Source organism: Bacillus sp. ATD, assembly GCF_050585765.1.
Lineage (GTDB): Bacteria > Bacillota > Bacilli > Bacillales > Bacillaceae > Bacillus > Bacillus stercoris.
The window spans coordinates 158,886-183,995 of the sequence record NZ_JBOBQH010000009.1 but is presented as its reverse complement, the minus strand read 5'-3'; the positions used below and the strand labels follow the sequence as shown (position 1 = coordinate 183,995).

General features: G+C 40.7%; 26 protein-coding genes and 4 pseudogenes. 15 read left to right on the top strand and 15 right to left on the bottom strand.

Features of this window, described 5'->3' with window-relative positions; translation table 11 throughout:
* Positions 1-269: 269 nt before the first annotated feature.
* Together ACQXR1_RS18710 and ACQXR1_RS18705 are read left to right on the top strand one after the other, a co-directional pair.
* Positions 270-773 (top strand): hypothetical protein, encoded by a 504-nt coding sequence (locus ACQXR1_RS18710; RefSeq protein ID WP_430772651.1) that lies wholly within the window; start codon positions 270-272, stop codon positions 771-773.
* An 18-nt stretch (positions 774-791) separates the two neighbouring features.
* Positions 792-1,211, top strand: a complete 420-nt coding sequence (locus ACQXR1_RS18705; RefSeq protein WP_064815005.1) for a hypothetical protein — start codon at positions 792-794, stop codon at positions 1,209-1,211.
* Positions 1,212-1,856: 645 nt separating this feature from the next.
* Here ACQXR1_RS18705 and ACQXR1_RS18700 read toward each other — a convergent pair.
* The 5 genes and pseudogenes from ACQXR1_RS18700 to ACQXR1_RS18680 all read right to left on the bottom strand — a co-directional run.
* On the bottom strand, positions 1,857-1,952 hold the full coding sequence (locus tag ACQXR1_RS18700) for a putative holin-like toxin (protein WP_394803909.1): 96 nt from the start codon (positions 1,950-1,952) through the stop codon (positions 1,857-1,859).
* A gap of 604 nt (positions 1,953-2,556) precedes the next feature.
* On the bottom strand, positions 2,557-2,856 hold the full coding sequence (locus tag ACQXR1_RS18695; RefSeq protein WP_430772650.1) for a contact-dependent growth inhibition system immunity protein: 300 nt from the start codon (positions 2,854-2,856) through the stop codon (positions 2,557-2,559).
* 53 nt (positions 2,857-2,909) lie between these two features.
* Positions 2,910-3,218 (bottom strand): hypothetical protein, encoded by a 309-nt coding sequence (locus ACQXR1_RS18690; RefSeq protein WP_430772649.1) that lies wholly within the window; start codon positions 3,216-3,218, stop codon positions 2,910-2,912.
* Between the two features lie 27 nt (positions 3,219-3,245).
* Positions 3,246-3,643: pseudogene (locus tag ACQXR1_RS18685) on the bottom strand (hypothetical protein).
* Between the two features lie 11 nt (positions 3,644-3,654).
* Positions 3,655-3,916: pseudogene (locus ACQXR1_RS18680) on the bottom strand (hypothetical protein); the annotation flags it as partial.
* Here ACQXR1_RS18680 and ACQXR1_RS18675 point away from each other — a divergent pair.
* The 7 genes and pseudogenes from ACQXR1_RS18675 to ACQXR1_RS18645 all read left to right on the top strand — a co-directional run.
* Positions 3,897-4,244, top strand: a pseudogene (locus ACQXR1_RS18675) (N-acetylmuramoyl-L-alanine amidase); the annotation flags it as partial. The pseudogenes ACQXR1_RS18680 and ACQXR1_RS18675 overlap by 20 nt on opposite strands.
* 1,275 nt (positions 4,245-5,519) lie before the next feature.
* The gene (locus ACQXR1_RS18670; RefSeq protein WP_080487977.1) at positions 5,520-5,837 is read left to right on the top strand and encodes a putative quinol monooxygenase; all 318 of its coding nucleotides are present in this window, start codon (positions 5,520-5,522) and stop codon (positions 5,835-5,837) included.
* 139 nt (positions 5,838-5,976) lie between these two features.
* Positions 5,977-6,294, top strand: a complete 318-nt coding sequence (locus ACQXR1_RS18665; RefSeq protein ID WP_430772648.1) for a hypothetical protein — start codon at positions 5,977-5,979, stop codon at positions 6,292-6,294.
* A gap of 293 nt (positions 6,295-6,587) precedes the next feature.
* A complete protein-coding gene (manR, locus tag ACQXR1_RS18660; protein ID WP_430772647.1) occupies positions 6,588-8,534 on the top strand; it encodes a mannose transport/utilization transcriptional regulator ManR in 1,947 nt (648 codons plus the stop codon).
* A gap of 149 nt (positions 8,535-8,683) precedes the next feature.
* Positions 8,684-10,642: a PTS mannose transporter subunit IIABC gene (gene manP / locus ACQXR1_RS18655; protein WP_430772646.1), complete on the top strand. Its 1,959-nt coding sequence runs from the start codon at positions 8,684-8,686 to the stop codon at positions 10,640-10,642.
* Between the two features lie 15 nt (positions 10,643-10,657).
* Positions 10,658-11,605, top strand: coding sequence for a mannose-6-phosphate isomerase, class I (gene manA, locus ACQXR1_RS18650; protein WP_430772645.1), 948 nt, complete (start codon positions 10,658-10,660; stop codon positions 11,603-11,605).
* Between the two features lie 169 nt (positions 11,606-11,774).
* Positions 11,775-12,257 carry a YjdF family protein gene (locus ACQXR1_RS18645; protein WP_081483611.1) on the top strand — a complete coding sequence of 161 codons (483 nt, stop codon included), beginning with the start codon at positions 11,775-11,777 and terminating at the stop codon, positions 12,255-12,257.
* 43 nt (positions 12,258-12,300) lie between these two features.
* Here ACQXR1_RS18645 and ACQXR1_RS18640 read toward each other — a convergent pair whose 3' ends face one another.
* Together ACQXR1_RS18640 and ACQXR1_RS18635 are read right to left on the bottom strand one after the other, a co-directional pair.
* Positions 12,301-12,807 (bottom strand): GNAT family N-acetyltransferase, encoded by a 507-nt coding sequence (locus ACQXR1_RS18640; RefSeq protein ID WP_430772644.1) that lies wholly within the window; start codon positions 12,805-12,807, stop codon positions 12,301-12,303.
* Positions 12,808-13,016: 209 nt separating this feature from the next.
* On the bottom strand, positions 13,017-13,412 hold the full coding sequence (locus tag ACQXR1_RS18635; RefSeq protein ID WP_069838970.1) for a hypothetical protein: 396 nt from the start codon (positions 13,410-13,412) through the stop codon (positions 13,017-13,019).
* A gap of 229 nt (positions 13,413-13,641) precedes the next feature.
* Here ACQXR1_RS18635 and ybaK point away from each other — a divergent pair, with 229 nt between their 5' ends.
* Positions 13,642-14,121, top strand: a complete 480-nt coding sequence (gene ybaK / locus ACQXR1_RS18630; RefSeq protein ID WP_430772643.1) for a Cys-tRNA(Pro) deacylase — start codon at positions 13,642-13,644, stop codon at positions 14,119-14,121.
* 41 nt (positions 14,122-14,162) lie between these two features.
* Here the strand turns inward: ybaK and ACQXR1_RS18625 are convergent, their stop codons facing one another.
* Positions 14,163-14,357, bottom strand: coding sequence for a DUF4177 domain-containing protein (locus tag ACQXR1_RS18625; RefSeq protein ID WP_003232825.1), 195 nt, complete (start codon positions 14,355-14,357; stop codon positions 14,163-14,165).
* Positions 14,358-14,413: 56 nt separating this feature from the next.
* A complete protein-coding gene (locus ACQXR1_RS18620; protein ID WP_014663588.1) occupies positions 14,414-14,746 on the bottom strand; it encodes a YjdJ family protein in 333 nt (110 codons plus the stop codon).
* 268 nt (positions 14,747-15,014) lie between these two features.
* On the opposite strand from ACQXR1_RS18620, the gene ACQXR1_RS18615 reads away from it, so the two are divergent.
* On the top strand, positions 15,015-15,449 hold the full coding sequence (locus tag ACQXR1_RS18615) for a hypothetical protein (RefSeq protein ID WP_430772642.1): 435 nt from the start codon (positions 15,015-15,017) through the stop codon (positions 15,447-15,449).
* A gap of 18 nt (positions 15,450-15,467) precedes the next feature.
* Here ACQXR1_RS18615 and cyoE read toward each other — a convergent pair.
* A pseudogene (gene cyoE / locus ACQXR1_RS18610) lies at positions 15,468-16,458 on the bottom strand (heme o synthase).
* Between the two features lie 121 nt (positions 16,459-16,579).
* On the bottom strand, positions 16,580-16,816 hold the full coding sequence (gene cotT, locus ACQXR1_RS18605; protein ID WP_069149406.1) for a spore coat protein CotT: 237 nt from the start codon (positions 16,814-16,816) through the stop codon (positions 16,580-16,582).
* Positions 16,817-17,068: 252 nt separating this feature from the next.
* Here cotT and pdaC point away from each other — a divergent pair, with 252 nt between their 5' ends.
* Complete coding sequence (gene pdaC, locus ACQXR1_RS18600; protein WP_430772641.1) at positions 17,069-18,472, top strand: peptidoglycan-N-acetylmuramic acid deacetylase PdaC; 1,404 nt, start codon at positions 17,069-17,071, stop codon at positions 18,470-18,472.
* A 38-nt stretch (positions 18,473-18,510) separates the two neighbouring features.
* Here the strand turns inward: pdaC and ACQXR1_RS18595 are convergent, their stop codons facing one another.
* Positions 18,511-18,984: a YjfA family protein gene (locus ACQXR1_RS18595; protein WP_071580529.1), complete on the bottom strand. Its 474-nt coding sequence runs from the start codon at positions 18,982-18,984 to the stop codon at positions 18,511-18,513.
* A 124-nt stretch (positions 18,985-19,108) separates the two neighbouring features.
* Positions 19,109-19,276, bottom strand: coding sequence for a YjfB family protein (locus tag ACQXR1_RS18590; RefSeq protein ID WP_014476499.1), 168 nt, complete (start codon positions 19,274-19,276; stop codon positions 19,109-19,111).
* A gap of 125 nt (positions 19,277-19,401) precedes the next feature.
* On the opposite strand from ACQXR1_RS18590, the gene ACQXR1_RS18585 reads away from it, so the two are divergent.
* Entirely contained in the window at positions 19,402-20,301 is a 900-nt protein-coding gene (locus ACQXR1_RS18585; RefSeq protein ID WP_071580531.1) for a DUF2268 domain-containing protein, read from the top strand.
* Between the two features lie 8 nt (positions 20,302-20,309).
* Here ACQXR1_RS18585 and ACQXR1_RS18580 read toward each other — a convergent pair whose 3' ends face one another.
* Both ACQXR1_RS18580 and ACQXR1_RS18575 read right to left on the bottom strand, forming a co-directional pair.
* Positions 20,310-20,696 carry a DUF2809 domain-containing protein gene (locus ACQXR1_RS18580; protein WP_306289894.1) on the bottom strand — a complete coding sequence of 129 codons (387 nt, stop codon included), beginning with the start codon at positions 20,694-20,696 and terminating at the stop codon, positions 20,310-20,312.
* Positions 20,697-20,797: 101 nt separating this feature from the next.
* On the bottom strand, positions 20,798-21,373 hold the full coding sequence (locus ACQXR1_RS18575; protein WP_430772640.1) for a YjgB family protein: 576 nt from the start codon (positions 21,371-21,373) through the stop codon (positions 20,798-20,800).
* 145 nt (positions 21,374-21,518) lie between these two features.
* Here ACQXR1_RS18575 and fdhF point away from each other — a divergent pair, with 145 nt between their 5' ends.
* On the top strand, positions 21,519-24,476 hold the full coding sequence (gene fdhF, locus ACQXR1_RS18570; protein WP_430772639.1) for a formate dehydrogenase subunit alpha: 2,958 nt from the start codon (positions 21,519-21,521) through the stop codon (positions 24,474-24,476).
* Positions 24,469-25,029, top strand: coding sequence for a DUF1641 domain-containing protein (locus ACQXR1_RS18565; protein ID WP_430772638.1), 561 nt, complete (start codon positions 24,469-24,471; stop codon positions 25,027-25,029). The genes fdhF and ACQXR1_RS18565 overlap by 8 nt, the downstream gene beginning before the upstream one ends.
* The last annotated feature ends 81 nt before the right edge of the window (positions 25,030-25,110 follow it).

The following is a 25,110-nucleotide window of genomic DNA, read 5'->3' as shown; positions in this document are numbered from 1 at the left end:
AAGAAATTTGTGAGGTTCACTATGAACCTGGCAAGGTATTGTTCATGCTGAATCAGACCCTTTGGTTAAGTATATATACTTAAATGAAACCAACAAACGACAGTTCAGTCTGTACCATCGTTTCTCCAGAAGTGGGGAACGAAACAGATATACATGGGCATAAATGAGGGGAACAAAAAGGTGAGAAAAACACTATCCTTAATTTTACAAATTTTTGATAATATTGATAATAGTTTCAGAAAAATAAAGAGAAAGAAGGATTGTGAAGTATGTTCAAAAAAAGTATATTGGCTTTATCCTCAGTAGCCCTTTCAGTTTCACTTTTTGCACCATTTGCGAGCGCAAAAGAAATTAAAAAAGAAGAGTCAGTGAAGCAAAATGTAACTATTGCTAATACATACGCTTACACAACTCTACTACAAGAAAGTGTTAAGGTGAAAAATCAAGAGGTTAGTGGAGAATTCACTACTCAAGGTATTAAAGGTAAAATTGTTTCTGCGGCAGTAAGAGCCTTAGCTCAAGGAATTCGTAGTGGCTCATGGGTGGTCTCAAAGATTATTGGTTGGTTAGATGAAGGTGCTGCAAAAGCATTTAGAAAGCATGCCGATGATATTGCGGACGAGCTTGATTACATTGCAAAAATACCTGATTTAGCTGTTGATACTGTAAGAAAGAAACTCTATAACTATCTAGTAAATGATTTAGAATTAGATTCAGGAGATGCATTAGTGATAGCTGAAGCTGTTGAAGGGGTACTTTGGATACTTCTATAATTCACAGGAGGGCTATAAATGACTAATCCATTAGAAGAAAAAGTTGAACTACTTGAACGAGAAATTGAAGATCTTAAATGGCAAATCTTAAAGCTCAGTAATGCAAAACTGGATGATCCAAGATACCCTTATTCCAATTGGTTAATTCAACATAATATTTATAGTGAGAAAAGAAGAGAATTGGAATATGTTTTATCAGTCTTAAATGATCGTATTCTAAATAGTCCTCAGCCACCAGAACAATATCGAAAAGAGATTGAAGGCATTTCAAGTCAGGAGTTACATAATGAGAAAGTTCCTGATTTTGCAGAAGTGCGTGATATCTTGTCTAAAGTTCTTGGAATTAAAGAAAAGAAAGTGATTGCGCTCCTTAATGCTCTGAAAGATGAAGGGAAATTTAAGGATTTAAGTGAAAAACTATTAGATGAGATTTATTAAGAATTAGACTCCCTTGGGGGTCTTTTTTATGCAGTGTGTTAAAATATGGATGGGTATTCTTGTTATCACAAGGAGAGAGAAGGAGGGGCGCCAATGGATTTGGAAGATTACTTCAAAGCAGCTATCAAGTCATACTGTAAGCGACATAATATGTCACCCCAAAAAACAAATATAAAAACACGAAAAAATAAAAAAAAATAAAAAACAAATTGTATTCTTAAAGTTTTATAAGATTTGTAATGCATTTCATTTGATTTTAATTAAATCGGAAGTGTTTTTTTAATTCAAATATAAAAACACGAAAAAATAAAAAAATAAAAAACAAATTGTATTCTTAAAGTTATAGGGTTTGTAATGCATTTCATATGATTTTATTTAATAGAAGAGGGAGAGAGAAGGTGTTTTTTTAATATTAATATAAAAACACGAAAAAATAAAAAAAATAAAAAAACAAATATATTATGTAATGCATTTCATTGGAGATATGTTATAATCTGTTTATAACAGATGCTATACACATTGTATAGCATATAATAAAAAACTAGGGTGCTACCAACACCCCGGTAAAAAGTTGCCCATGAGCCGTATGCTCATAAGTAATTCATTATAGACCTATCCCTTCAGGCTTCCAATCTCAAGGGAGGTCTATTTTTCGTTTCCAATTAACACAAATAAACCCAATGCATTTAACAATAGCGCAGAAAAATTAATCATTATCATGATAGATTCATAAATTGACATCAATGGTATATCACCTGCCTCATCCCGTTAAAATTAGGGAGATATGGCTCATGGACAACTTATTTATTATGATTCTACCACAAATTCAGAAAAAACAGAACAAAAATTGCCAACATGTAACAAGATGCAAAAATTAGAGGACGGAAATTAATCCTGTCCTCATTCAAAAATGTGCGGTTAAAAGAGAGCAAAAGATGGAGTTCCGTTTTGTTACTCCATAGCTAATGGTCAATCAGACGAGTTGTGTAGCTGGCCGATGGTGTCACATCGGAGTCACAAAAACTTTAAAAACTACTTAGTAATAACAAATATTAATCAGGAAACTAAATCCCATGACCCCTTATGTGACAAGGGTTAGGCGATTTTTTAGGATTGTTAAAGATTAGTCAGAATACGTGTCTCGTCCTTGACAGGGTAGAGGTCGCTGGTTCGAGCCCAGTCGGAATCATAGCTTAAACCCTTGCGTAGCAAGGGTTTTTACTTTGCATATTTATTGATTTTGCCATCATTCATCGAGTTGGGGACGGGTTGGGGGCGGAAGTTTTCTAAGCTGATTTTGAAGTGAATTCAAAATCAGCTCTGTTTCTATGCTAGGTTTAATGGATTATAAGGTTTCAATCTTCTTTTCTATTTTTTGAATAACTTGATCGAGCCATACTAATGGAGATACTCCGTAACCACGGATGTCCACTCCGTCAGCAGCTTCATCGATAAAATCATTCTTTTCTTCATCCGAATAATCACTGTTAATAAAATCTTTTAATGCAGCTATATCAGTTTCTTGCTCTTCTTTTGAAATCTCTTCTAAGTATTCGTTCAGTGCTGACTCTGGAGTTTCTATACCTTGATAAAAAATTCCTCCTAGAAATTGAAATACAGGTTCAGGAATTTCGATTTCAATCATTACTTATCACCACCAAGAAATGTTAACTTCAAATCTGAGAAATGGTGCGTATCTTATTCTATATAGCTTTCTGCTATATCAATATCGTTTGTCATTTCTAAGTCAGGGTATTTTTCATCTAATTTTCTTAAACAATTAATAAGTTCTTTACTTTGTAAACCTTCAGCTAAATCTTCAAATACTTCATTGATCCAATATAAATCTTCTTTATTACAATTTTCTAGATAGCTAATTGTATTTTCCTCATTTTCTGAGAGAACTTCAATTATTTCATCCCAACTTTTTTGAATTCCATAGTCATCATTAAGATTAAGTTTTTTTCGTTTAATTGATATAGTTTTCATTTTTTTCTCTAAATTCATATTGATCCTCTTAACTAAGCAGGGCTATTATTTTCCTATTGCCTTTCCTATTGTTACATCTCCATCATGGAAAAATTCAATAACATAACCAGATTCGCTGAACATGAAAGTATCGGAACCTACAGCAGTTACATCATCAATTACGTTTAAGGCGTTGTCTAAGCTGGTTTTTACAGCTGGATATCACCGTAAGCCCAAAGGAGAATAACAGTTTTATCATCTATTTTATTCTCAATTAACCATTCATCAATATCTTCAGCGTAATCAATAGATCTGTGAGAAGTTACTTCATCCCATTTAATTTTTCCCCATGATGTGAAGGGGAAACTTTCACCAAGTTGTTCATGATATTTACGTGTCTCAGAAATAGTGAGGACTTCTTTGTCATTTCCAAGAGCTTCTAGACATTCTTCGTATAAAGTCATATTAACACTTCCTATTTATTTAAATGTTTTAAAAGTGATTTATAAGTTTCTTCGTTTCCGTTAAAAGGTATATAATTTCTTTGCTTTATCTCCTTTTCCATTTCTATAATCCTCAACATTTATATGAGGTCCCTTTTCAGGGTCATAATCTAATCTCCAAAGGACTTTATTATCTCCAGACATTCGGCCAGTAACTTTACCAAAGCCTGCGCTTTTAGATAAAGTACCTATAAAAGGTTTTGAATCTATTCCTAATGGTCCCGGGAACCGTAATTTGATTGGTGTTGGTATTTGTTATAGCAAGTCAGGAGGCGCTAAATACTACACTGCTGAAAAGTTGGCTATCAAGTTTGTGGCGTAGCTGCTTAAAGAGCGCGGCTGGGGAATTGATTGTGTCCGTAAACATCAGAACAGAAGCGGAAAGGATTGCCTGCACCGCATTTTAGCTGAGGGCAGATGGAACCAAGTTAAGTCAGCCATTGAGTCAGAATTAAAGGTGCTGGGAGGAAAGACAACATCTAAACTGTTATCATCTGCGTCTAAAGCTTCTGGGGGCATTTACACAGTCAAAAAAAGTGATACTCTTCCGTTTTTTAAAAAAAGGGAGTTTAATTAATGATTAAAAAAATTCGATATAATTAATGAAATATCGACAGAAGATTGTTACCACAAATGCAAAGCAAGAAACGAAAGTGCCCATGCAAATATGCCGAACGTTACAAAGAATCTAAGAAAAGTTTCATATTTTGTAAGTTTCCGTTCTTTTTTTATTTTACCTAATTTCCAGTAAAGGGCGTAGCCGGAGAACAATAAAATTATTTGTCCCAGTTGCGACACGGACTCTAAAAATTCTATATCATTCATTGATTTCACCTCTTATCTAATTATCGCAGGCGGAAAAACTGTTTCCAACAGTTATATAAAAATTAAGCAATCCGTAATATGTCTAATGGTATAAGAAATGATGTTTCCCTTATCCAGTTATTATTTTAACGCAGAAGAACTTTTTTACTAAATCTAGATAAAGCGGAAGGATATTTCTATAGAGAAGTTTATTCACGTTATAAGTTGAATCCATTGTAGGTTTTAAGGCTGGTATTGTTTTAAATTCAGCCCTCGTTGAGTCATTTGTGGGGTCTACTGCGATAAAAGCAAATTACCACGCAAAAAGAGCCCATCTTATATAAGGCGGGCTTTATACCAATAGAAAAAATGTTGTTATGCCTATTTACAATGATCACAACATTTATAAATCACTTACACCAGCCAGTAAACCTATAAGACTCAAAACAATTGTTATAGCAAGGAAAGCCCAGACTAACGCAGCATATGGAGTGTTAATTTCTGTGCTTTCTTTCCACTTGGAAAATCGACTTGTTCTGAATTTTCCTAGCTGAATACATAAAATTACGTTTAATAATACTGATATGACAAGGGCTGTTACTAAATATAAGTTCAAACCCATCAACCTTTCTTTTTTAGGCTTTATCCTAGTGTAATCTATAAGCAGATGTAGATTTCAAGTGTCATTATTCATGTTTTTTTCAGAGACTACATATGATTGTGGAGTTGTTGCAAAGATTCTGATAGAAGGAGTACCATGCCTGGGTTTTGGCTATGACAACAAATATGAAAAACATTAAAGGCTACGGGAATACCACACTAACAGATTTTACCTCAAGGGTCTGATCAACTACGATTTAAAATTAAGAGTAAGTAAACATTATATATACGCCAGTTTCCGGTTCTGGATAAAAAAGGGTCATAAAAGGACCGCCTTAGCTTGCTTTAGATTTTATAGAAAGTGGTCTAAAAGGCACTCGAAGTCGTCTAATGATTTATAAATGGCATCTGCATTTTTCAAGAAAATGTTATAATGAAAAGCCATAAAATGATAGGAGGGGGATTTTCGATGCATTACATAACGGCATGTTTAAAAATCATCAGTGATAAAGACCTTAATGAGATAATGAAGGAATTCAAAAAACTTGAGGAAGAAACGAACAAAGAAGAGGGTTGTATTACATTCCATGCTTATCCGCTTGAGCCATCAGAACGTAAAATAATGCTTTGGGAGATTTGGGAAAACGAAGAAGCTGTGAAAACCCATTTTACGAAAAAACACACAATAGACGTTCAAAAACAAGAATTAACGGAAGTAGAATGGTTAATGAAAAGCAATGTGAATGATTAAAAAGGCGTCTTCAAAAGAGACATTCAAAAACTAAGAATCGGAAAGTTGTTGGCGGATTGTTGTCCAACTCCGCCAACAATATCATGCGGAGAATTAAATTCATATTATTCATAATAAGTTTAAAAGCTTGGAGAAAAAAATGAAAAAGAAAACCCAAATTATCCTTTCTCTTGTAGCAGCACTTATAGTTATATTGATAGCACTACCTGTTCTATCTCCTGTTGTTTTTACAGCTGCTTCTGAAAAAGGAGCAATCAGACACGAAATTTATAAAAGAGGATATCCCTACCAAAGCTACTTTGCAGTTCTCCAAAAAGAAGCTGACAATGAATCTGGGAGTCTTTATTACGTGAATTGGCTAGATTGGAAAGATGAAACGGGACAAACGCCTCACTTATGCTATTCAAAAAAAGCATCAAACGGTAAATACAAAGTAGACTGTGGAACCGGGCCGTAAAAAAATGCCGAGATGGAAGGTCTGCGGATACTGATCACTGGACAGAGAACGCTGTACTTTGGTTGGTGTCCGTTTTTTATTTCGTATACTAAGCTGACACTATCACATCACAGAATCAGGTCGTTTCTAGCAGTTAACTCAAAATCATAAATTCGCTTTTTTCCGGAAGCTTCGGTAAAAAACAAAACTTTTGTCTCTATGATTTTATTTTATAATGTAAACGGTTTCTTATATAGTATACTTATACTATGAATTTGCTCAAGTGGATACTGACAGGAAGGATAGAAAAACAGATGGAATACATAAATTCAAGACAAAAAGAGATTTTGTATCTGTTGTTATCTGAACCTGATGACTATTTAGTTGTGCAAGATTTCGCAGATAGGGTACAGTGTTCTGAAAAAACGATCCGGAATGATTTGAAAGTGATCGAGGATTATCTCAATGAGCATTCTCATGCACAGCTTATTCGAAAACCAGGGTTGGGCGTTTATTTACATATAGAAGAACAGGAAAGGACCTGGCTAAGCCAACAATTACATACTGAACATTTTTCTTCTAGGCAGCGGAGCGATGAAGAAAGAATGCTGCAAATTGCTTATGATTTATTAATGAATCCGAAGCCTGTTTCCGCAAAAGAAATTGCCGCTCGGCATTTTGTCAATCGATCTGCCATTAAAAAGAATTTATACGCAGTAGAAGAGTGGCTGAAGCGTTTTGATCTCACTCTGGTTTCTAGGCAGAGGCTTGGATTAAAGGTTGAAGGGAACGAAAGAAATAAAAGAAAAGCATTGGCAAGAATATCTGATTTGATTCACAATACAGAGTTTACGAGCCAATTTATTAAAAGTAAGTTTTTACATTATGAAATAGACTTTGTGACGAAAGAAATCAAATCATTACAAAAAAAGCATTCTCTCTATTTCACAGATGAAACGTTTGAGAGTTTGCTGCTGCATACATTATTAATGGTCCGCCGCATCAAAATGAAGCAGCCGATCTCGTTGTCCCCGAAAGAAATGGCGGCAGTAAAAAAGAAGAAAGAATATCAATGGACATTTGCTTGTTTGCAACGGCTTGAACCGGTTTTTGCAATCCGTTTTCCAGAAGAAGAAGCCGTGTATTTAACATTACATATATTGGGCGGTAAGGTTCGTTATCCATTACAGAAAGAAGAAAACTTTGAAAATGCTGTGCTTCCTAAGGTTGTAGCGCATTTAATCAATCGTGTTTCAGAGCTGAAAATGATGGATTTTCACAAAGACGTTGATTTGATCAATGGTTTGAACATTCATCTCAATACAGTGTTACAGCGGCTGAGCTACGATCTTTCAGTATCAAATCCTATGCTGAATGACATCAAAAAGATGTACCCTTATTTGTTTCATCTTATCATTGACGTTTTGGAAGACATCAATCAAACATTTGATCTTCATATTCCTGAGGAAGAGGCAGCATATTTGACACTGCATTTTCAAGCAGCCATCGAACGGATGCAGTGCAGCAGCGAGGCACATAAAAAGGCGATCGTCGTCTGCCACATGGGAATCGGGATGTCACAATTGCTGCGGACGAAAATTGAACGGAAATATCACCAAATCGCTGTAATGGCATGTATTGCAAAGGCCGATTTAAAGGATTATATCAAAAAGCATGAGGATATCGATCTTGTCATATCCACCATTGCGCTGGAGAATATAACGGTCCCCCATATTGTAGTGTCTCCGCTTTTAGAACCAGGCGAAGAGAAGAAATTAAGTGCATTTATACGTCAACTGGGCGAACCACACCGCCAAAAACAAAAAACGTTTCAGATGCTGAACAATACGACTCCTTTTTTGGTTTTTTTGCAGCAGGAGGCGGAGCATCGTTACAAGTTAATTGAACAGCTGGCGACAGCTTTGTTTGAGAAAGGCTATGTTGAAAAGGACTATGCGGTTCATGCGGTGATGAGGGAAAAAATGTCGGCGACAAACATTGGGTCAGGCATTGCCATTCCTCATGCGAACGCTAAATTTATTAAACAATCAGCAATCGCGATTGCCACATTAAAGGAGCCGCTTGAATGGGGAAATGAAAAAGTTTCGCTTGTCTTTATGCTGGCTGTCAAACACGAGGATCAAACCATGACAAAGCAGCTGTTTAGCGAGCTCTCATATCTTAGCGAGCAGCCGGCCTTTGTCCAAAAGCTGACGAAAGAAACCAATGTCATGTCATTTTTATCTCATTTGGATTATTAAAAAGCAGGGATTATTCCTTGCTTTTTTTTGTTATAGGGAAAAGTGCCTTTATTTCCGGAACCTATGGTAAAAAAAGCGATTTTTAAGTGCTGATTTCGGTATACAGTTGAGACAAGATCTTATTATTCACACTTTAAAGGAGGTTTCCTATGAAACTGTTAGCGATTACTTCTTGTCCGAACGGAATCGCCCATACGTATATGGCAGCGGAAAATCTGCAAAAAGCTGCAGACAGAATGGGCGTCAGCATCAAAGTTGAGACCCAGGGGGGAATTGGTGTCGAAAATAAGCTAACCGAAGAGGAAATTCGCGAAGCGGACGCAATCATTATTGCTGCAGACCGCTCGGTAAACAAAGACCGGTTTATAGGCAAAAAACTGCTGTCTGTCGGGGTACAGGACGGCATCCGCAAACCGGAAGAATTGATTCAAACCGCTCTTAACGGGGATATGCCGGTCTATCGTTCCGCTGCAAAATCGGAATCTGGCAATCACCAGGAGAAGAAGCAAAATCCTATTTACCGTCATTTAATGAACGGCGTTTCATTTATGGTTCCTTTCATTGTCGTCGGCGGATTATTGATAGCGGTTGCATTAACGCTTGGAGGGGAGAAAACACCTGAAGGTTTAGTTATTCCGGATGACTCCTTCTGGAAAACGATTGAACAGATCGGCAGTGCTTCATTTTCATTTATGATTCCGATTTTAGCCGGCTATATCGCCTATAGCATCGCTGATAAACCGGGTCTTGTGCCAGGGATGATCGGCGGATATATTGCGGCGACTGGCAGTTTTTATGACAGCGCAAGCGGCGCCGGATTCCTTGGGGGAATCATTGCCGGATTTTTGGCCGGATATGCTGCACTATGGATAAAAAAAGTAAAGGTGCCAAAAGCCATCCAACCGATTATGCCGATTATTATTATTCCGGTATTTGCATCTCTGATTGTAGGTTTAGCGTTTGTATTTTTGATCGGTGCGCCTGTAGCTCAAATTTTCGCCTCATTAACGGTTTGGCTGGCGGGAATGAAAGGCTCGAGCTCGATCCTTCTGGCATTGATTTTAGGTGCGATGATCTCATTTGATATGGGCGGACCCGTAAATAAGGTCGCATTTCTGTTTGGATCGGCAATGATTGGAGAAGGAAATTATGAAATTATGGGACCAATTGCTGTCGCCATTTGTATCCCCCCGATTGGCCTTGGCATTGCGACGTTTTTAGGAAAAAGAAAATTCGAGACATCCCAAAGAGAAATGGGGAAAGCGGCATTTACGATGGGGCTCTTCGGCATTACTGAAGGAGCGATTCCATTTGCGGCGCAGGACCCTCTGCGCGTCATTCCAAGTATTATGGCAGGCTCAATGACAGGTTCTGTGATAGCCATGATTGGCAATGTGGGAGACAGAGTGGCACACGGCGGACCTATTGTTGCAGTGCTTGGCGCAGTTGATCATGTCTTGATGTTTTTTATTGCTGTGATTGCAGGTTCCCTTGTCACCGCTCTGTTCGTCAATGTCCTAAAAAAAGATATTACGGCATCTCCTGTGCTCAGTGAAACTGTACCGTCCTCTGCGCCAAGTGAAGCTGCGGCAGCAAACGAAATAAAGCAGCCAATTCAAGTCGAAAGCCCAAAAGCTGAGATGGCGGAGATAAAAAAATTGACAGACATTATCAGCCCGGAATTAATTGAACCAAATTTATCGGGTGAAACGAGGGATGACATCATTGAGGAAATGATTCAAAAATTGTCCCGCAGAGGTGCGCTGCTTTCAGAGAGCGGGTTTAAACAATCCATTTTGAATCGTGAACAACAGGGAACAACGGCGATTGGCATGAATATCGCGATTCCGCACGGAAAGTCTGAGGCGGTTAGGGAGCCAAGCGTTGCCTTTGGGATCAAAAGATCAGGCGTTGATTGGAACAGTCTGGATGGATCAGAAGCTAAATTAATCTTTATGATTGCTGTACCAAAAGAGAGCGGAGGGAACCAGCATCTGAAAATATTGCAGATGCTATCTCGAAAGCTAATGGATGACAATTATAGGAAGCGCCTGCTCTCCGTGCAAACAACAGAAGAGGCATACAAACTGCTGGAAGAAATCGAATAAAGCGGGGGGATTTTCATGACGATTGAACCGTTATTTTTCAAGCCTGTTTTCAAAGAAAGAATTTGGGGCGGAACCGCTTTAGCTGATTTTGGCTATACCATTCCGTCACAACGAACAGGGGAGTGCTGGGCTTTTGCCGCGCATCAAAACGGTCAAAGCGTTGTTCAAAACGGAATGTATAAGGGGCTCACGCTCAGCGAATTATGGGAACATCACAGACATTTATTTGGACAGCTTGAAGGGGACCGTTTTCCTCTGCTTACAAAAATATTAGATGCTGACCAGGATTTATCTGTTCAGGTGCATCCCAATGATGAATTTGCCAAAATACATGAAAACGGTGAGCTTGGAAAAACTGAATGCTGGTACATTATTGATTGCGAAAAAGATGCAGAGATTATTTACGGCCACAATGCAAAAACAAAGGAAGAACTAATTGCCATGATAAAGCGTGGAAAATGGGAAGAGCTCTTGCGCCGGGTAAAGGTAAAACCGGGGGATTTTTTCTATGTGCCAAGCGGCACTGTTCATGCGATTGGAAAAGGGATTCTGGCTTTAGAGACGCAGCAGAATTCAGACACAACTTACAGATTATATGATTATGACCGAAAAGATGAAGAAGGCAAGCTGCGCGAGCTTCATCTGAAAAAGAGCATCGAAGTGATAGAGGTCCCGTCTATTCCAGAGCGGCAAACGGTTCATCATGAACAAATTGAGGATTTGCTTACAACGACATTGATTGAATGCGCTTACTTTTCGGTGGGGAAATGGAAGTTATCAGGATCAGCAAGCTTAAAGCAACAAAAACCATTCCTTCTTATCAGTGTGATTGAAGGGGAGGGCCATATGATCTCTGGTGAGTATGTCTATCCCTTCATAAAAGGAGATCATATGTTGCTGCCTCATGGTTTTGGAGAATTTAAACTCGAAGGGTATGCCGAATGTATCTTCTCCCATCTGTAACATGGCAGGGCTTGAGAAATACATTTGCGAGTGAAGACGCCTATTCTTCAGCGATGATCTAAATCAAATAAGAGTTTAATAGTCGGAGAAGAAATGCTACACTATTTTCTGTATAAGGTAAAGAATGAAAAAACACGATTCGGTTGGTAGTCCGGATGCATGATTGATCATGTCAGTAACCTTCCCCTCCTCGGGATGTCCATCATTCTTTCGTATCTTTTATGAGGAGGGAATCGTTATGAAATTAACGGTTTACTATGATGGTCAGTTTTGGGTAGGCGTTGTTGAAACTGTGAACAATGGAAAGCTAAGAGCCTTTCGTCATCTTTTTGGCAAAGAGCCGAAGGATTCTGAAGTGCTGGCGTTTGTTCATAACCAACTCTTGAATATGATGGCCCAAACAGAGCAGGAAGGAGTTCGTTTACAAGGCAGACGTCAGAAAAAGATCAATCCAAAAAGATTGCAGCGTCAGGTTTCAAAAGAAGTGAAAAATGCCGGAGTAACTTCAAAAGCTCAAGAGGCAATAAAACTAGAGCTTGATGCAAGAAAGCAAAAGAAAAAACAAATAACGAAAGAACAACGAGAACATGTAAAAGAGCAGAGGTATATGCTCAAAAAGCAAAAAGCGAAAAAGAAGCACAGAGGTAAATAATCCAGCAAAAGCAGGCACTGAGCCTGCTTTTGTAATTACGCCTCTACTTTGTAACATATATCCAATGCATATAATCCTCTGATTTATGATTCAATGTGAACTCTAGCTTTTCCAAAGTTTTTTGTGATCCTAGATTATCATGTTCACATCTTGCGGTAATCCGGTTCACTGCTTCTTGGCTTAATGCCCAGTTTATTAGTTCTTGGCAGGCTTCCACACAATAACCTTTGCGGCGATGACTTTTATTTGTCGCAAAACCGATTTCAATCACGCCATTCTCGTCTGGATCACCTAAAAATCCAGTTCCTCCAACAATTTCATGACTGTCCTTCTTTACAATAATCCATGAATCAAATCCTTTTGTTCCATTGTTTTTCACTAAAATCTCACGGAAATAAGGTAGCGCTTCAAAAAAATCAGAATTTGGCCATTCACCATTTGTTTCATATCCTAAGTCTTTGATCGCTTGATGATCTTGTTTAGACGCGGCGTCGAGAAGGGGAATATCAATTGTTTGTAATCGTAATCGATTCGTTTCAAGGAGAACCATATATCTAATCCTCTTTTCTTTTTACTGGAAATCATAATAACATATAATAATTTTCTCTGGTACCTTGGCAGTAGAAAAAGATGAGGAACTTGAGGGGGATTGATAGGTGAGAGCTAGCCCAGTACCAAAATGGGTAGGAAAATGCTGATGTCAAAGTGTTCCTACCCGTTTTTCTGTGCTGAATGCAGGGTTTCTGATAACATGTTGTGCTACCTTTTCGCAATCAAATAAAGCGATAGGGCTCTTTGGGTTTGAACAGGATTATGAATGATAATGACCCATTGGTTTCTTCGTCTTGGAAAGCTTGCTACCGCATACAATGGAGCAGTATCACGCGGAGTGAACCCGCCATTTACCACATTAATATCCCTTCCTTCAAGATGACAAACTAGGTATTCGCCTGGATTGATGACCTGCTGGTTCGTCCATGCGTAAGAATAAAAGCCGTCGCCGAGATCCTCGGAGGAAGATGGGGGAATAATGCCGTCTACAGTCAATGTGATTTCTCTTCTTCGCTGTCTTTCTGAAAAGTCTGGACTTCTTTGAGGAGTATGAGTATGTGAAGAGTAAGGAATTAACGCAGGACCATACAAGTAATGATACAAAGCAACCACTCCTTATTTTTACATTCATACAAATTGTATGTGGTTGTCATTCGTTCATTCCTGTTTTGTTTCATGTTGATTAATAATGAGCTATAGGCGTCCGGTATAATCAATTTGTCCTTTCGTTGATTCAATGCTAGTAACCTTGAAAATGCAGGTTAGGATGATAGAATTTACATATTAACTGCAAGAAAGAAGATTACATTTACTTTGATAGTGGGTGAAAACGATGGCGAAAAAAATGGCAAAAACAAATGCGGTTCGTCTAATTGAACAGCAGAACATTACTTATGAGTTATTAGGGTATAAAACAGACGGCCAGCCGGCAGATGGCATCTCTGTTTCGGAGAAAATCGGTTATCCTTTGGAGTATGTATATAAAACATTGGTGGCAGCAGCAGGAACTAAACAATATTATGTCTTTGTTGTGCCTGTAGCAGAAGAGTTAGATGTAAAAAAGGCAGCAAAAGTGACAGGGGAAAAGAAAATAGAGATGATTGCAATGAAGGAGCTATTAGCGGTAACTGGCTATCTTCGCGGCGGCTGTTCACCAATTGGGATGAAAAAATTGTTCCCGACCTATATTGACGCATCTGCAGAAACGCTTGATTTTATCATTGTCAGTGCAGGGAAAATCGGTATGCAGATAAAGTTGGCGCCGCAAGATTTAGCCAAATCATGTGATGCCGAATTTGCAGAAATTGTATAGATTGCAGATATAGGGTAAACGAAAAAGCTTAGTCGTATCGATTAAGCTTTTTCCGCATCTCTTTCAAATATGATTTCAAAATAAGCAGCTGCCCCATACCCATCTATACTGGGCGCGAAAATCTGAACGAATCTCCAGCCTCTTTTCGCATAATCATGGATGATTTGCTGGTAGTCTTCTTTAGGCCTTCTTCTCATCGTACTCAGCTCAACTCTTACGAATTCATATTCTTTCATCATTTGATCCCTCCTATTAGGATATACGTAAGATTGAGCAAGAAGTTCCGAAAACCTCAGGGATTATTAACATGAATCTCTTGCTTATTGCATTTGACTGAGTATATAAGTAAAAAAAGAGCGGCCAGAACATATAAGAAAGAGATGATCATTAACGTACTCATTACAGGGTAGTGTTTAGCGGAGTAGATGAAAAAATCAAGCTGTGAAATTTGTTTGTGGCTGCTGACGGTATCCATTCCATTAAGCAGTTTTGAGATTTTAGCAGTATAGTTCCAATCAAATCGATCTGAAACAAGCTCGCTTCCTTGATACCAATTAACAGCGGCTAAAAACAGAAATACCATAATAGAAAATCCAAGCTGAACAACTAAAAATATTCCCTTCACTTTTGTGTGACCTCCAAATCTAAATATGGGAAAATCAAACAATATATTACCACCCTCTGGGTTATTCTTGCAATTTCTCTTTCACGCAACTCGAACGTAAGTCTATTTTTTTATTTGTGTTTGGATTATAATACCTGATGATGGAAAAAGCGTTCGGGTTTATGGATTGGAGAATCATATATTAGCGATTTTACTTATGTACTTTAGTAACACCCGAAAGTAGGCTGGGGGACGGCAGTCTTTTTGCTAATTGTTACTGAATTTTTAAATGTTCGTATTGATAGTAGGAGAAAGTACAGAAGCAGACGGTTCGGCCTTTTCTCCGCTTCGTCTATCGCAAAAGATCTGTTTAATCACTGAACGATTTTCATCTGTTTTGCTGAACTTTGCAATGGGCTGCAAAAAAACATCAACATGCAACGATGGCGGCATGTTTTATATTTGGCTGACTGACCTGATCATTTATTTTGCTTTTAAGTCATCCTATTCAAGAAAGCGATGGTATTTCATGAACAAAGAAACTCTAAAAAACATACTCATGATTTTTTCAATATGCGCAACCCTCCGAGAAACCGATGGCATGCGCATTGCTGATAGCTGGATTTTGAGTGAAATCGTACGGTTTTTGATTTGCATGGCAGTGTTTTTTGCTGTGACATTTCTATTAGAGGCTGTCTTTCCAAACAAAAAAGAGTCACATTAATGTGTGGCTCTTTTTGCATCATCTGATCAGAAACATCACAAATGAATCAATCATCATGATGAAGAACAGCAAACAAAAATAAATGAGCGAATAGACAAACATATCCTTTGCCCACTTCACGTCATCGTCTGTTTTGAATCCCTTGAAGCTTTTTTTGATCCATATGCCCCCAAGAACCAAGGCGGCTAAGAAATAAAATGGGCTCATATGGCCAGTGCCGAGAGAAAAAGGAAATAATAGCGTGATCGGCACCAGGACGGCAATATATTGCATCATTTTTATTTTTGTTACATGATTGCCTTTGACTACTGGCAAAAGCGGAACGCTAGCCGCACGATATTCCTCTTTGCGTCTTATCCCAATCGCCCAGAAATGCGGGGGCTGCCACAAAAACATAATCGTGTACAACAGCACTGCTGCCATACTGAAATCTCCGGTTACGGCACAATACCCCATCAATGGCGGCGCAGCTCCAGGAAAGCTCCCGACAAATGTGCTCCACACAGACGTTCGTTTCACCCATACTGTATAGATGATCGCATAAAAAATAAAGGCGGCCAGTCCGAGAAGGGCCGTTAATGGATTGAGGGAATAAAGCATGGCTAGACCTGCGATTCCTAACACAGTGCCATATGTTAGGATCATGGCTGGCGGCATTTTCCCTGTGACCGAGGCCCTGCTGCGAGTGCGTGCCATTTTTGCATCCATATGCCGATCAAAATAGTTGTTATAGACAGTGCCGGAAGCCATCACAAACGCGGTTCCCAACATTGCTGTCACCATTGTCATCAAAAAAGCCATTCCGGTTAATTGTTTTTCTGCGCTTGCAAACGCGATCCAAAATCCGCCAAAGGCTGCTATCGAGTTTGATATGATAATGCCGGGTTTTGCAAGTTTGATAAAATCGTAAATGGTTACCCGGTTCGAAACTTTTATGTATTTCGTTTCAGATATGGCTGCCGAATCTCTTGTATTCCCCAAAAAATAGACGCCTCCCCCAAAACTGCATGCTTTAGTTATCGTAACAAGAGGGCTATGGAATCACAATTGTTTCCTATATTTGTCATGATATTGTCATTTTTAATAAAAAAAATGGGGAGCTGGACTGCCCCCATTTTGGCAAGCGACGCTTAATATCCGTAACCGCCGCCGAATCCTCCGCCATAACCTCCGCCGTAACCGTACCAAGGGTAGTAAGGCCGCGGGCGCGGGTAATAGTAAGGCGGACGCGGATAAAACGGATAGTACGGTCTTGGATAATAATAAGGCGGATAAAATGGCGGTCTCGGACGCGGATAAAAATAAGGCTGTCTCTCATCATAAGGTGTCATTTGTTCAAATAGCTGTTCATTCAAAGGATAATCCAAGAGGAAAACCTCCCTGCTTTTTTTATTCCTTTTACCATATTCTTGATGCTTAAGTTGGGTGTATGTACATTCATGAAACCCGGTTTATTTTATGACGAAATTCCTTAAAAAGGATTGACATGAACTTCTAAATCTCATAGTATTACAAATGTGAAATAAATGTTACTGAAATATTACAATAGTGTTTCTGAACAGATACAGTTCTAACTGATGAAGAATAAATCGAAATGGCTACGAAAGAAGGAGTTTTTGTTGTTAGTAAAAAGAATCAAATGGTTTCATGTATTAATAGCAGTTGTAATTGTGGTGGGCCTTATCGGCTTTTTCCATAATCATTCGTTGAAAAAAGAAATTGTCATGAATAAAGTAAGAACTGATTCTCAGTATGGGAATGTTGAGATCGCAACGCTTGTCAATGACGGGAAAACGTTTAACTACGCGGTAAACTATCCCGTTTTCAAAAATAAAAAAATGGATTCGGTATTAAAAAGATTCGCAGAAAAAGAGGTTCGCCAATTTCAAAAGGAAACAAAAAACGTTGACCAAGAGCATACGACTAAGCGCAACGAATTAAATGTTGATTATAAAATTGTCCATTATGCCAAACAGACAGTGGCGATTGTATTTAATGAATATAAATATATCGGGGGCGCACACGGTCAAACCGTGAAAAAAACGTTTAACTATGATTTTAGTAAACAAGCGTTTCTTTCCATTGATGATATTTTCAAAGAGGACGCTGACTACTTACACAAGCTTTCGTTAATCGCTTATCACGAGCTGAAAAAGAATAAAGACATTGCAGCGGACGATGCGCTGTTAAAGGAAGGGACGGCTCCGAAAAAAGATAACTTCAGCCGGTTTGCCATTAAGGAAGATTATATTGAACTTTACTTTGATACATATCAGGTTGCAGCAGGCTATCTTGGAGAGCAATCAATTGCCATTAAGAAAAGTCTTTTGAAAGACATTCTGAAAGAACAATATATTGATAAAGCAAAAAATAAAAATAAAATCAAAGAACAAAAGCCGAAGCATGAAGTGATTTCTTTACCCAAAGAGGAAACGGTTGATCCAAATCAAAAAGTCATTGCACTTACTTTCGATGACGGGCCGAATCCTGCGACAACAAATCAGATTGTGGATTCCTTGAAGAAATATAAGGGGCATGCCACGTTTTTTGTTTTGGGGAGCAGGGTTCAATATTATCCGGAAACGCTAATCAGAATGCTGAAAGAAGGAAATGAGGTGGGGAACCATTCGTGGAGCCACCCGCTTCTCACAAGGCTTCCAGTGAAAGAAGCGCTAAAGCAGATCAATGACACGCAAAACATCATTGAAAAAATAAGCGGATACCGCCCGACGCTTGTAAGACCCCCATACGGCGGCATTAATGATGAACTGCGGAGTCAAATGAAAATGGATGTCGCATTATGGGACGTTGACCCGGAAGATTGGAAAGACCGTAACAAAAAAACAATCGTTGACCGTGTCATGAGCCAGGCGGGAGATGGAAGAACCATCTTGATTCACGATATTTACCGCACCTCTGCTGATGCGGCCGATGAAATTATGAAAAAGCTCACCGATCAAGGTTATCAATTGGTCACAGTTTCTCAGCTTGAAGAGGTTAAAAAACAAAGAGAAGCAAATTAGTAGGAAAAGGCTGCCCGTATGGACAGCCTTTTTTCTATTTAATAAGAGCCTGTGGTGGCCCAAACATTCAAGTTCGGCCCTGAATACTTGCCGAAAGCGTAAGAAGTCCTTGGATCTAAATCATATACCATCGGTGTATAACAAGATTTTTGGCCGGCGACCGCTTTTCCGTTGCCGCCTGTAGAATCACAGTTATATCTTTTTCCGTCCGTGTTCCGGGTAATCTCCGCATTTGCTTCAAAGCCTGACGTCAATGTATTATTCATCGTGATTTTTGCCCAAGCCGTTTTACATGTACTGCTGAATTTAAGCTCGACTACTCCAATGACTTGATTGCTGGCATTCACTAAGTTTGAGGATTTTTTTGTAGAGCCGCTGGACGCACAATCATTGTAATAAGGGCTTTTACCATCGTAGGCATGGGTTTCCGCCTTTGCGGGTGCACCTTTGACGGCAAAAACAAATACTACTGCGAATAACACCAATGAAGCCTTCATAAACAGTCTTTTCAATTTATGACCTCCTTAATATGGCAAACAATAAATCATATGGAGGAACAATCAAAACATGCATGCTTTTTTGTGAACAATAAAGGCGGCCGGGAGGATGGAGTTCTTGGCCGCCTTTGGTGTGAGGTTATGCTTTTACATCAATGGTTTGTCCGAGAGTCGGGTGCTGAATCATCTTTAAGGTTTGATCGGCATTTTGCTGGGCGGTGTCCAGCATTTTTTTCGTTAAAGCGATATTTACATTCTGGGCAAGGGATGCTTGATGCATCGCAACCGATAAAGCAGGAATATCCATGGTTCCACCTCCTATGCCTTACCTATCGGCGGGTTTGTATGATTTTACAGTGAAAAATGGCTTAATTTCTCCTGTTGACCCTTACGCTGCGTCATACCGTATGTTTTTGACAAGGAGGGATCAAGATGAATCTTGTCATGGAAAAGACCTTTGAGCAATATGAAAAGCTGTTTTTAATGGAAGAACAAAAAAGAAAGGATGAATTTCGGTATACGATGATGAGTCCGTTTGAAAAGATGTGGGCCGCCATCCATGTTCCGCTGAAAGCGAAGGAGCCAAACGGCTATGATGTGATGATGGCTGCGAAAATGCTTGGCTATTTGGATGTCCGTGATGTTGAAATCGGGCAGAAAGCACTGCGAATACTGAAGGAATCACATGCTTCAGAGACAGCGGAATCTGCACTTCGACAATGCATCCTTTTTGCTGAGCGCGAACAGTTGCGGGTGAATGCAGAGGAGATCAAATTCGGCCTTTATATCGCCGATCCAAATAAGCTTCAGCTGCAAAAAGGCTACTGCGGGTTTGGCGGGATACCGGGCTTTATTCATGTATGGATTCATCCGAACAGTTATAACCTGCCAAGGATTCCTTCCATTATTGCTCATGAGTTTCATCATAATGTGCGGTTTTCGTATACTGATTTTGATCATGGCTCTGTAAGTGTCGGGGATTATCTTGTGATTGAAGGATTGGCCGAATCATTCGCCCGAGAGCTATTTGGCACAGAACGATTGGGCCCTTGGATAACTCGTTTTGATCATGAGGATTTGCAGTATTCCATTGATGTGATCAATGAGGTGCTGGATGTGAAAGGCTTTTCGGAAGTCAGCCGTTATATGTTTGGTGATCCAATTGCTAAAGACCAAGGTTTTAAGCCTGCAGGTTTATCGGCTTTTGCAGGTTATGCGGTTGGATATCATGCCGTTCAGTCATTTATGAATCAACATCATATCACGATAAGCGAGGCCACACGTTTGGATGCGAAGACCATTCTTTCTCAATGCGGGCTGTTTTCTACATGAAAAAAGCGTCACTTTTTGATTCCCAAAACGAGCAGTTCAATGGCGGCACAGGCTGCAATTCCAATTGTATATGCTTCGATATCGCTCCATAAAAAACCGTACCCCAGTACAAGCCCGCCAAGAGAAGTATCCCTAATCTGGTCGATCCATTCGGCATGATAGAGCTGGCTGAATTCAATGACAAAACAGAAAGAAAGACTGATAATGCCCGTTTTCATTGTCTTCAGCTTCCGAAATAGAAATCCGCATCCCGTAAAGATCATGGCGGCCCACAGCGAGTCTCCCAGATAAGTATTGAGGGAATCAGGAAGAGCACTGGCGAATGCTCTGGATCCAAGCCCGAGCCCCATGATCAGTATGGTGAAAGCTGCATATATCCATCGATTTCGCTTCATTGCGAATTGATACCCCGTCTCTTCTTCATCTCCCTGTATTGTAAGAAATATATCTTTTATTTGTCCACTAAAAAAGCGGCTGGATTAGCCGCCTAGGGTGTTTATTTTGCTTTTAGGTTTACATGGTCGGCTGTCTGATCCGTGCCTATTACAAAATGAAGTTCATAGCGGCCTGTGTCATATACATAGTCGATTTCATCGGTAAACGGGACGGTCAACACTCGATTCGCTGGGCCTAATTGCTTCTGCAGCACTTCCGGCGTAACACCGCCTAAATTCAGATGCCGTTCCACACCGGTTCCAAAATAGCGGATTTCTGAAATAGTCATGTCTTTATGATAGGAAAATCCGTAGCCCGGCTGCCCCATATTCCAGTGATATAAATCAAATCGATTGTCTCCCCCGACTGGTCTTTCCGGTTCCCCAAACGCAGCATGGACATCTCCTTTTGTGCTTTTGTTAATGGTAAGGCCTTGCGCCTGCTGAGGCATTTCTCCTTTGTAGGCGGTGTTGTAAAGGTTTTTGACGAGCTCAGCGGCTGATTGGTTTGTGTTTTCATAGAGTGTATTTGTTTGAGCTGCGGCCTTTGCCGGTGCTGAAAAGGACACAGCCCCAAAGCCGGTAAAACAGCTTGTTACTGCTGCTGCCGCAGTTATAGCAGACATTGTCTTTTTCATGTTAATCCCTCCTTATTCATCTACCATTCCGTTTCCCCGTGTTTTTGCAACAAAACATGTGAGTGCGCTTTGTATGTTTTATTGAGTTGTTGTAAGGGAACTGAAATAGGTAATTCGGTATATATAGCAAGAAAGGGGAATGGAGATGGCTGGCAAGAAAAAAATCACAATAAACGGCGTTGAAATGGAAGCGTCAGAGGAACAGACGGTGCTGCAGCTTTTGAATAACAGCTCGATTGAAGTGCCGCAAGTTTGCTATCATCCAAGCTTAGGGCCGATTGAAACATGTGATACGTGCATCGTCAGCATCAATGGTGAGCTGAAGAGGTCGTGCTCCGCTGAATTAAAGGATGGGGCTGTCATTGATACGCTCTCACCTGACGTAAAAAAAGCGCAGGTGATCGGAATGGACAAGATTTTATATAATCATGAGCTTTATTGCACAGTTTGCGATTACAACAATGGGGGATGCGAAATACATAATACGGTGAAGGAAATGAAAATCAATCACCAAAGCATTCCGTTTGATCACAAGCCATACCATAAGGATGAATCCCATCCGTTTTATCGGTATGATCCAGATCAATGTATTTTGTGCGGACGCTGTGTTGAAGCGTGCCAGGACGTTCAGGTCACTGAAACGCTGACCATTGACTGGGAGCGGAAACGCCCGCGCGTCATTTGGGATAACGACGTGCCGATCAATGAGTCGTCATGTGTGTCATGCGGCCATTGTTCAACCGTCTGTCCGTGCAACGCGATGATGGAAAAAGGAATGGAAGGGGAAGCCGGATATTTAACAGGCATCAATAACGAATCGCTGCGTCCGATGATCGAGATCACGAAAGGCGTAGAGACAGGCTACGGTTCAATTCTCGCTATTTCTGATATGGAATCCGCTATGCGTGATGAACGAATCAAAAAAACGAAAACAGTCTGCACCTATTGCGGCGTCGGCTGCAGCTTTGATGTTTGGACAAAGGGCAGAGACATTCTGAAAGTCGAGCCCCAAGAGGAAGCGCCGGCCAACGGCATTTCTACTTGTGTGAAAGGAAAGTTCGGCTGGGATTTCGTCAACAGTGAAGAACGTCTGACAAAGCCGCTGATCCGAGAAGGCGAGCATTTTCGTGAAGCAGAGTGGGAGGAGGCGTTATCGCTGATCGCCAGCAAGTTCACGGAATTGAAAGAAGCGTTTGGACCGGATTCACTTGCTTTTATTACATCGTCTAAATGTACGAACGAGGAATCCTATCTCATGCAAAAGCTGGCCAGAGGAGTCATTGGCACAAACAATGTGGACAACTGCTCGCGCTATTGCCAATCTCCTGCGACTGCCGGCCTGTTTCGGACAGTCGGCTATGGCGGTGATTCAGGCTCAATAACAGATATCGCACAAGCCGACCTTGTTTTGATTATTGGTTCGAACACGTCTGAGTCGCATCCAGTCTTGTCCACTCGCATTAAACGGGCCCATAAGCTGAGAGGGCAGAAAGTGATCGTCGCGGATATCAGAAAACACGAAATGGCAGAGCGCTCCGATTTATTTGTCCAGCCGCGTGCCGGATCGGATATCGTCTGGCTGAATGCGATCGCCAAATATTTAATTGAAAACGGCAAAGCTGATGAGCGCTTTTTGCAGGAAAGAGTGAACGGACGGGATGAATATGTAAAAAGCCTGGCGCCGTACACACTTGAATATGCCGAGGAGAAAACCGGGATCAATCAAGAGACCCTTATCCAGATGGCAGAGATGATTGGGCAAGCTGACAGTGTGTGCGCATTGTGGGCGATGGGCGTGACACAGCATATTGGAGGAAGCGACACGAGCACGGCGATCTCTAATCTGCTGCTTGTGACAGGAAACTATGGAAAACCGGGAGCAGGTTCTTACCCACTGCGCGGCCATAACAATGTGCAGGGAGCAAGCGATTTCGGAAGCATGCCTGACAGCTTGCCGGGCTATGAAAAGGTGACGGACGAACAAGTCCGCCAAAAATACGAACGGGAGTGGGGTGTGCCGCTGCCGAAGGAGCCGGGTATGACTAACCACGAAATGATCGAAAAAATCCATTCCGGCCAGCTGAAAGCGATGTATGTAAAAGGTGAAGAAATGGGTCTTGTCGACTCCAACATCAATCATGTGCACGCCGCATATGAAAAGCTTGATTTCTTTGTGGTGCAGGACATTTTCCTTTCACGTACAGCCGAGTTTGCTGATGTGATTCTTCCTGCGAGCCCGAGCCTTGAAAAGGAAGGAACCTTTACAAACACAGAACGCCGGATTCAGCGGCTGTATCAGGTGTTTGAACCGCTGGGCGAATCAAAGCCTGACTGGCAGATTATTATGGAGGTAGCCAATAAGCTTGGCGCCGGCTGGCACTATGAGCACCCTGCAGACATTATGGAGGAAGCAGTCAAACTGTCGCCAATTTATGCCGGTGTCACCTATGAACGCCTTGAAGGCTACAATTCCCTGCAATGGCCTGTAAGCGCTGATGGAAAGGATTCGCCTTTACTCTTTACGGATCGCTTCCCTTTCCCGGATGGAAAAGCCATTCTTTACCCCGTTCAGTGGACAGAGCCTGAGGAGTTCGGTGAGGAATATGACATTCACGTCAACAATGGACGGCTCTTAGAGCATTTCCACGAAGGGAACCTCACCTACAAATCGAAAGGGATTTCGGAGAAAACACCGGAAGTGTTCTTGGAAATTTCTCCTGAGCTTGCGGCAGAACGAGGGATTCAGGACGGAACCCTCGTCAGACTCGCATCGCCTTTTGGCAATGTTAAAGTGAAGTGTGTGATGACTGATCGTGTCAAAGGGAAGGAAGTGTATCTGCCAATGAACGATTCAGGGGAAGCGGCGATCAACCTGTTAACAGGCAGCCATGCCGATAAGGATACCGATACGCCAGCTTACAAAGAAACCTCAGCCAAGATGGAAATTTTGAAGCGCGATGGAATCAACCCGCTGCCTAAGATCAATCACCGCAACGGCAATCCGCAGCCGCAAATCGGTGTGCAGGTTCAAAAGAAATGGGCGCGGAAGGATTATATTTTCCCTGGCGACGCAGTGAAAAGGGGGATTGGGCATAATGGCTAAAGCGATTAAACGAATTCAGAAAATCCAGGTAACCGAAGAGGATCAGCGAAAGCGTGATTTGCGGGAAATTGAAGATGCCTTAGTCGATCACAAAGAAGCGATTCTCGAAACATTGCATATGCTGGGCCATATGAACGAGCGCGGTGTCCTGCCGTTGCTCCGCGGCCTTTTTGGCCAAGGGGATAAAGTTCTTGATATCCTGGTGAAAAAAGCAGATACAGAGGAAACTGCCAACACGCTGAAAAATCTATTGCTTCTGTTTGGGACGCTCGGCATGCTGGACGTGAAACAGCTGGAGCCTCTCATTTTAAAAGTGAATGCGGGTGTGGCAAGCGCTGTAGAACAGAAAAACAGCGAAGAAAAGACAGGATATTTTGATATTATCCGCTCGCTCAAAGACCCGGAAATCAACAAATCAATTACACTGCTCTTTTCCTTTTTAAAAGGAATGGGACAAGATACAAAGGAGATGGAACGCACGACACAGCCTCCCGAGCACCAAAAACATCATCAGGAACCACGAGAGAAAAGAGGAATGAATAAGCGAGATTGACCTCCCGCCCGAGCCGGCTTCAGCCAGCTCGGGTTTTTTTGATGAAAAGGTCTAATGGACTAGTAAAAAATATTCAAATAC

What these genes read in the sequence shown, in the direction of transcription:
- ACQXR1_RS18710 (WP_430772651.1), top strand. Translation starts at nt 270, where the DNA reads ATGTTCAAAAAAAGTATATTGGCTTTATCCTCAGTAGCCCTTTCAGTT.
- ACQXR1_RS18705 (WP_064815005.1), top strand. Translation starts at nt 792, where the DNA reads ATGACTAATCCATTAGAAGAAAAAGTTGAACTACTTGAACGAGAAATT.
- ACQXR1_RS18700 (WP_394803909.1), bottom strand. Translation starts at nt 1,952, where the DNA reads ATGTCAATTTATGAATCTATCATGATAATGATTAATTTTTCTGCGCTA.
- ACQXR1_RS18695 (WP_430772650.1), bottom strand. Translation starts at nt 2,856, where the DNA reads ATGATTGAAATCGAAATTCCTGAACCTGTATTTCAATTTCTAGGAGGA.
- ACQXR1_RS18690 (WP_430772649.1), bottom strand. Translation starts at nt 3,218, where the DNA reads ATGAATTTAGAGAAAAAAATGAAAACTATATCAATTAAACGAAAAAAA.
- ACQXR1_RS18670 (WP_080487977.1), top strand. Translation starts at nt 5,520, where the DNA reads ATGAAAAGCCATAAAATGATAGGAGGGGGATTTTCGATGCATTACATA.
- ACQXR1_RS18665 (WP_430772648.1), top strand. Translation starts at nt 5,977, where the DNA reads ATGAAAAAGAAAACCCAAATTATCCTTTCTCTTGTAGCAGCACTTATA.
- manR (WP_430772647.1), top strand. Translation starts at nt 6,588, where the DNA reads ATGGAATACATAAATTCAAGACAAAAAGAGATTTTGTATCTGTTGTTA.
- manP (WP_430772646.1), top strand. Translation starts at nt 8,684, where the DNA reads ATGAAACTGTTAGCGATTACTTCTTGTCCGAACGGAATCGCCCATACG.
- manA (WP_430772645.1), top strand. Translation starts at nt 10,658, where the DNA reads ATGACGATTGAACCGTTATTTTTCAAGCCTGTTTTCAAAGAAAGAATT.
- ACQXR1_RS18645 (WP_081483611.1), top strand. Translation starts at nt 11,775, where the DNA reads ATGTCAGTAACCTTCCCCTCCTCGGGATGTCCATCATTCTTTCGTATC.
- ACQXR1_RS18640 (WP_430772644.1), bottom strand. Translation starts at nt 12,807, where the DNA reads ATGGTTCTCCTTGAAACGAATCGATTACGATTACAAACAATTGATATT.
- ybaK (WP_430772643.1), top strand. Translation starts at nt 13,642, where the DNA reads ATGGCGAAAAAAATGGCAAAAACAAATGCGGTTCGTCTAATTGAACAG.
- ACQXR1_RS18625 (WP_003232825.1), bottom strand. Translation starts at nt 14,357, where the DNA reads ATGAAAGAATATGAATTCGTAAGAGTTGAGCTGAGTACGATGAGAAGA.
- ACQXR1_RS18615 (WP_430772642.1), top strand. Translation starts at nt 15,015, where the DNA reads ATGTTCGTATTGATAGTAGGAGAAAGTACAGAAGCAGACGGTTCGGCC.
- ACQXR1_RS18590 (WP_014476499.1), bottom strand. Translation starts at nt 19,276, where the DNA reads ATGGATATTCCTGCTTTATCGGTTGCGATGCATCAAGCATCCCTTGCC.
- ACQXR1_RS18585 (WP_071580531.1), top strand. Translation starts at nt 19,402, where the DNA reads ATGAATCTTGTCATGGAAAAGACCTTTGAGCAATATGAAAAGCTGTTT.
- ACQXR1_RS18580 (WP_306289894.1), bottom strand. Translation starts at nt 20,696, where the DNA reads ATGAAGCGAAATCGATGGATATATGCAGCTTTCACCATACTGATCATG.
- ACQXR1_RS18575 (WP_430772640.1), bottom strand. Translation starts at nt 21,373, where the DNA reads ATGAAAAAGACAATGTCTGCTATAACTGCGGCAGCAGCAGTAACAAGC.
- fdhF (WP_430772639.1), top strand. Translation starts at nt 21,519, where the DNA reads ATGGCTGGCAAGAAAAAAATCACAATAAACGGCGTTGAAATGGAAGCG.
- ACQXR1_RS18565 (WP_430772638.1), top strand. Translation starts at nt 24,469, where the DNA reads ATGGCTAAAGCGATTAAACGAATTCAGAAAATCCAGGTAACCGAAGAG.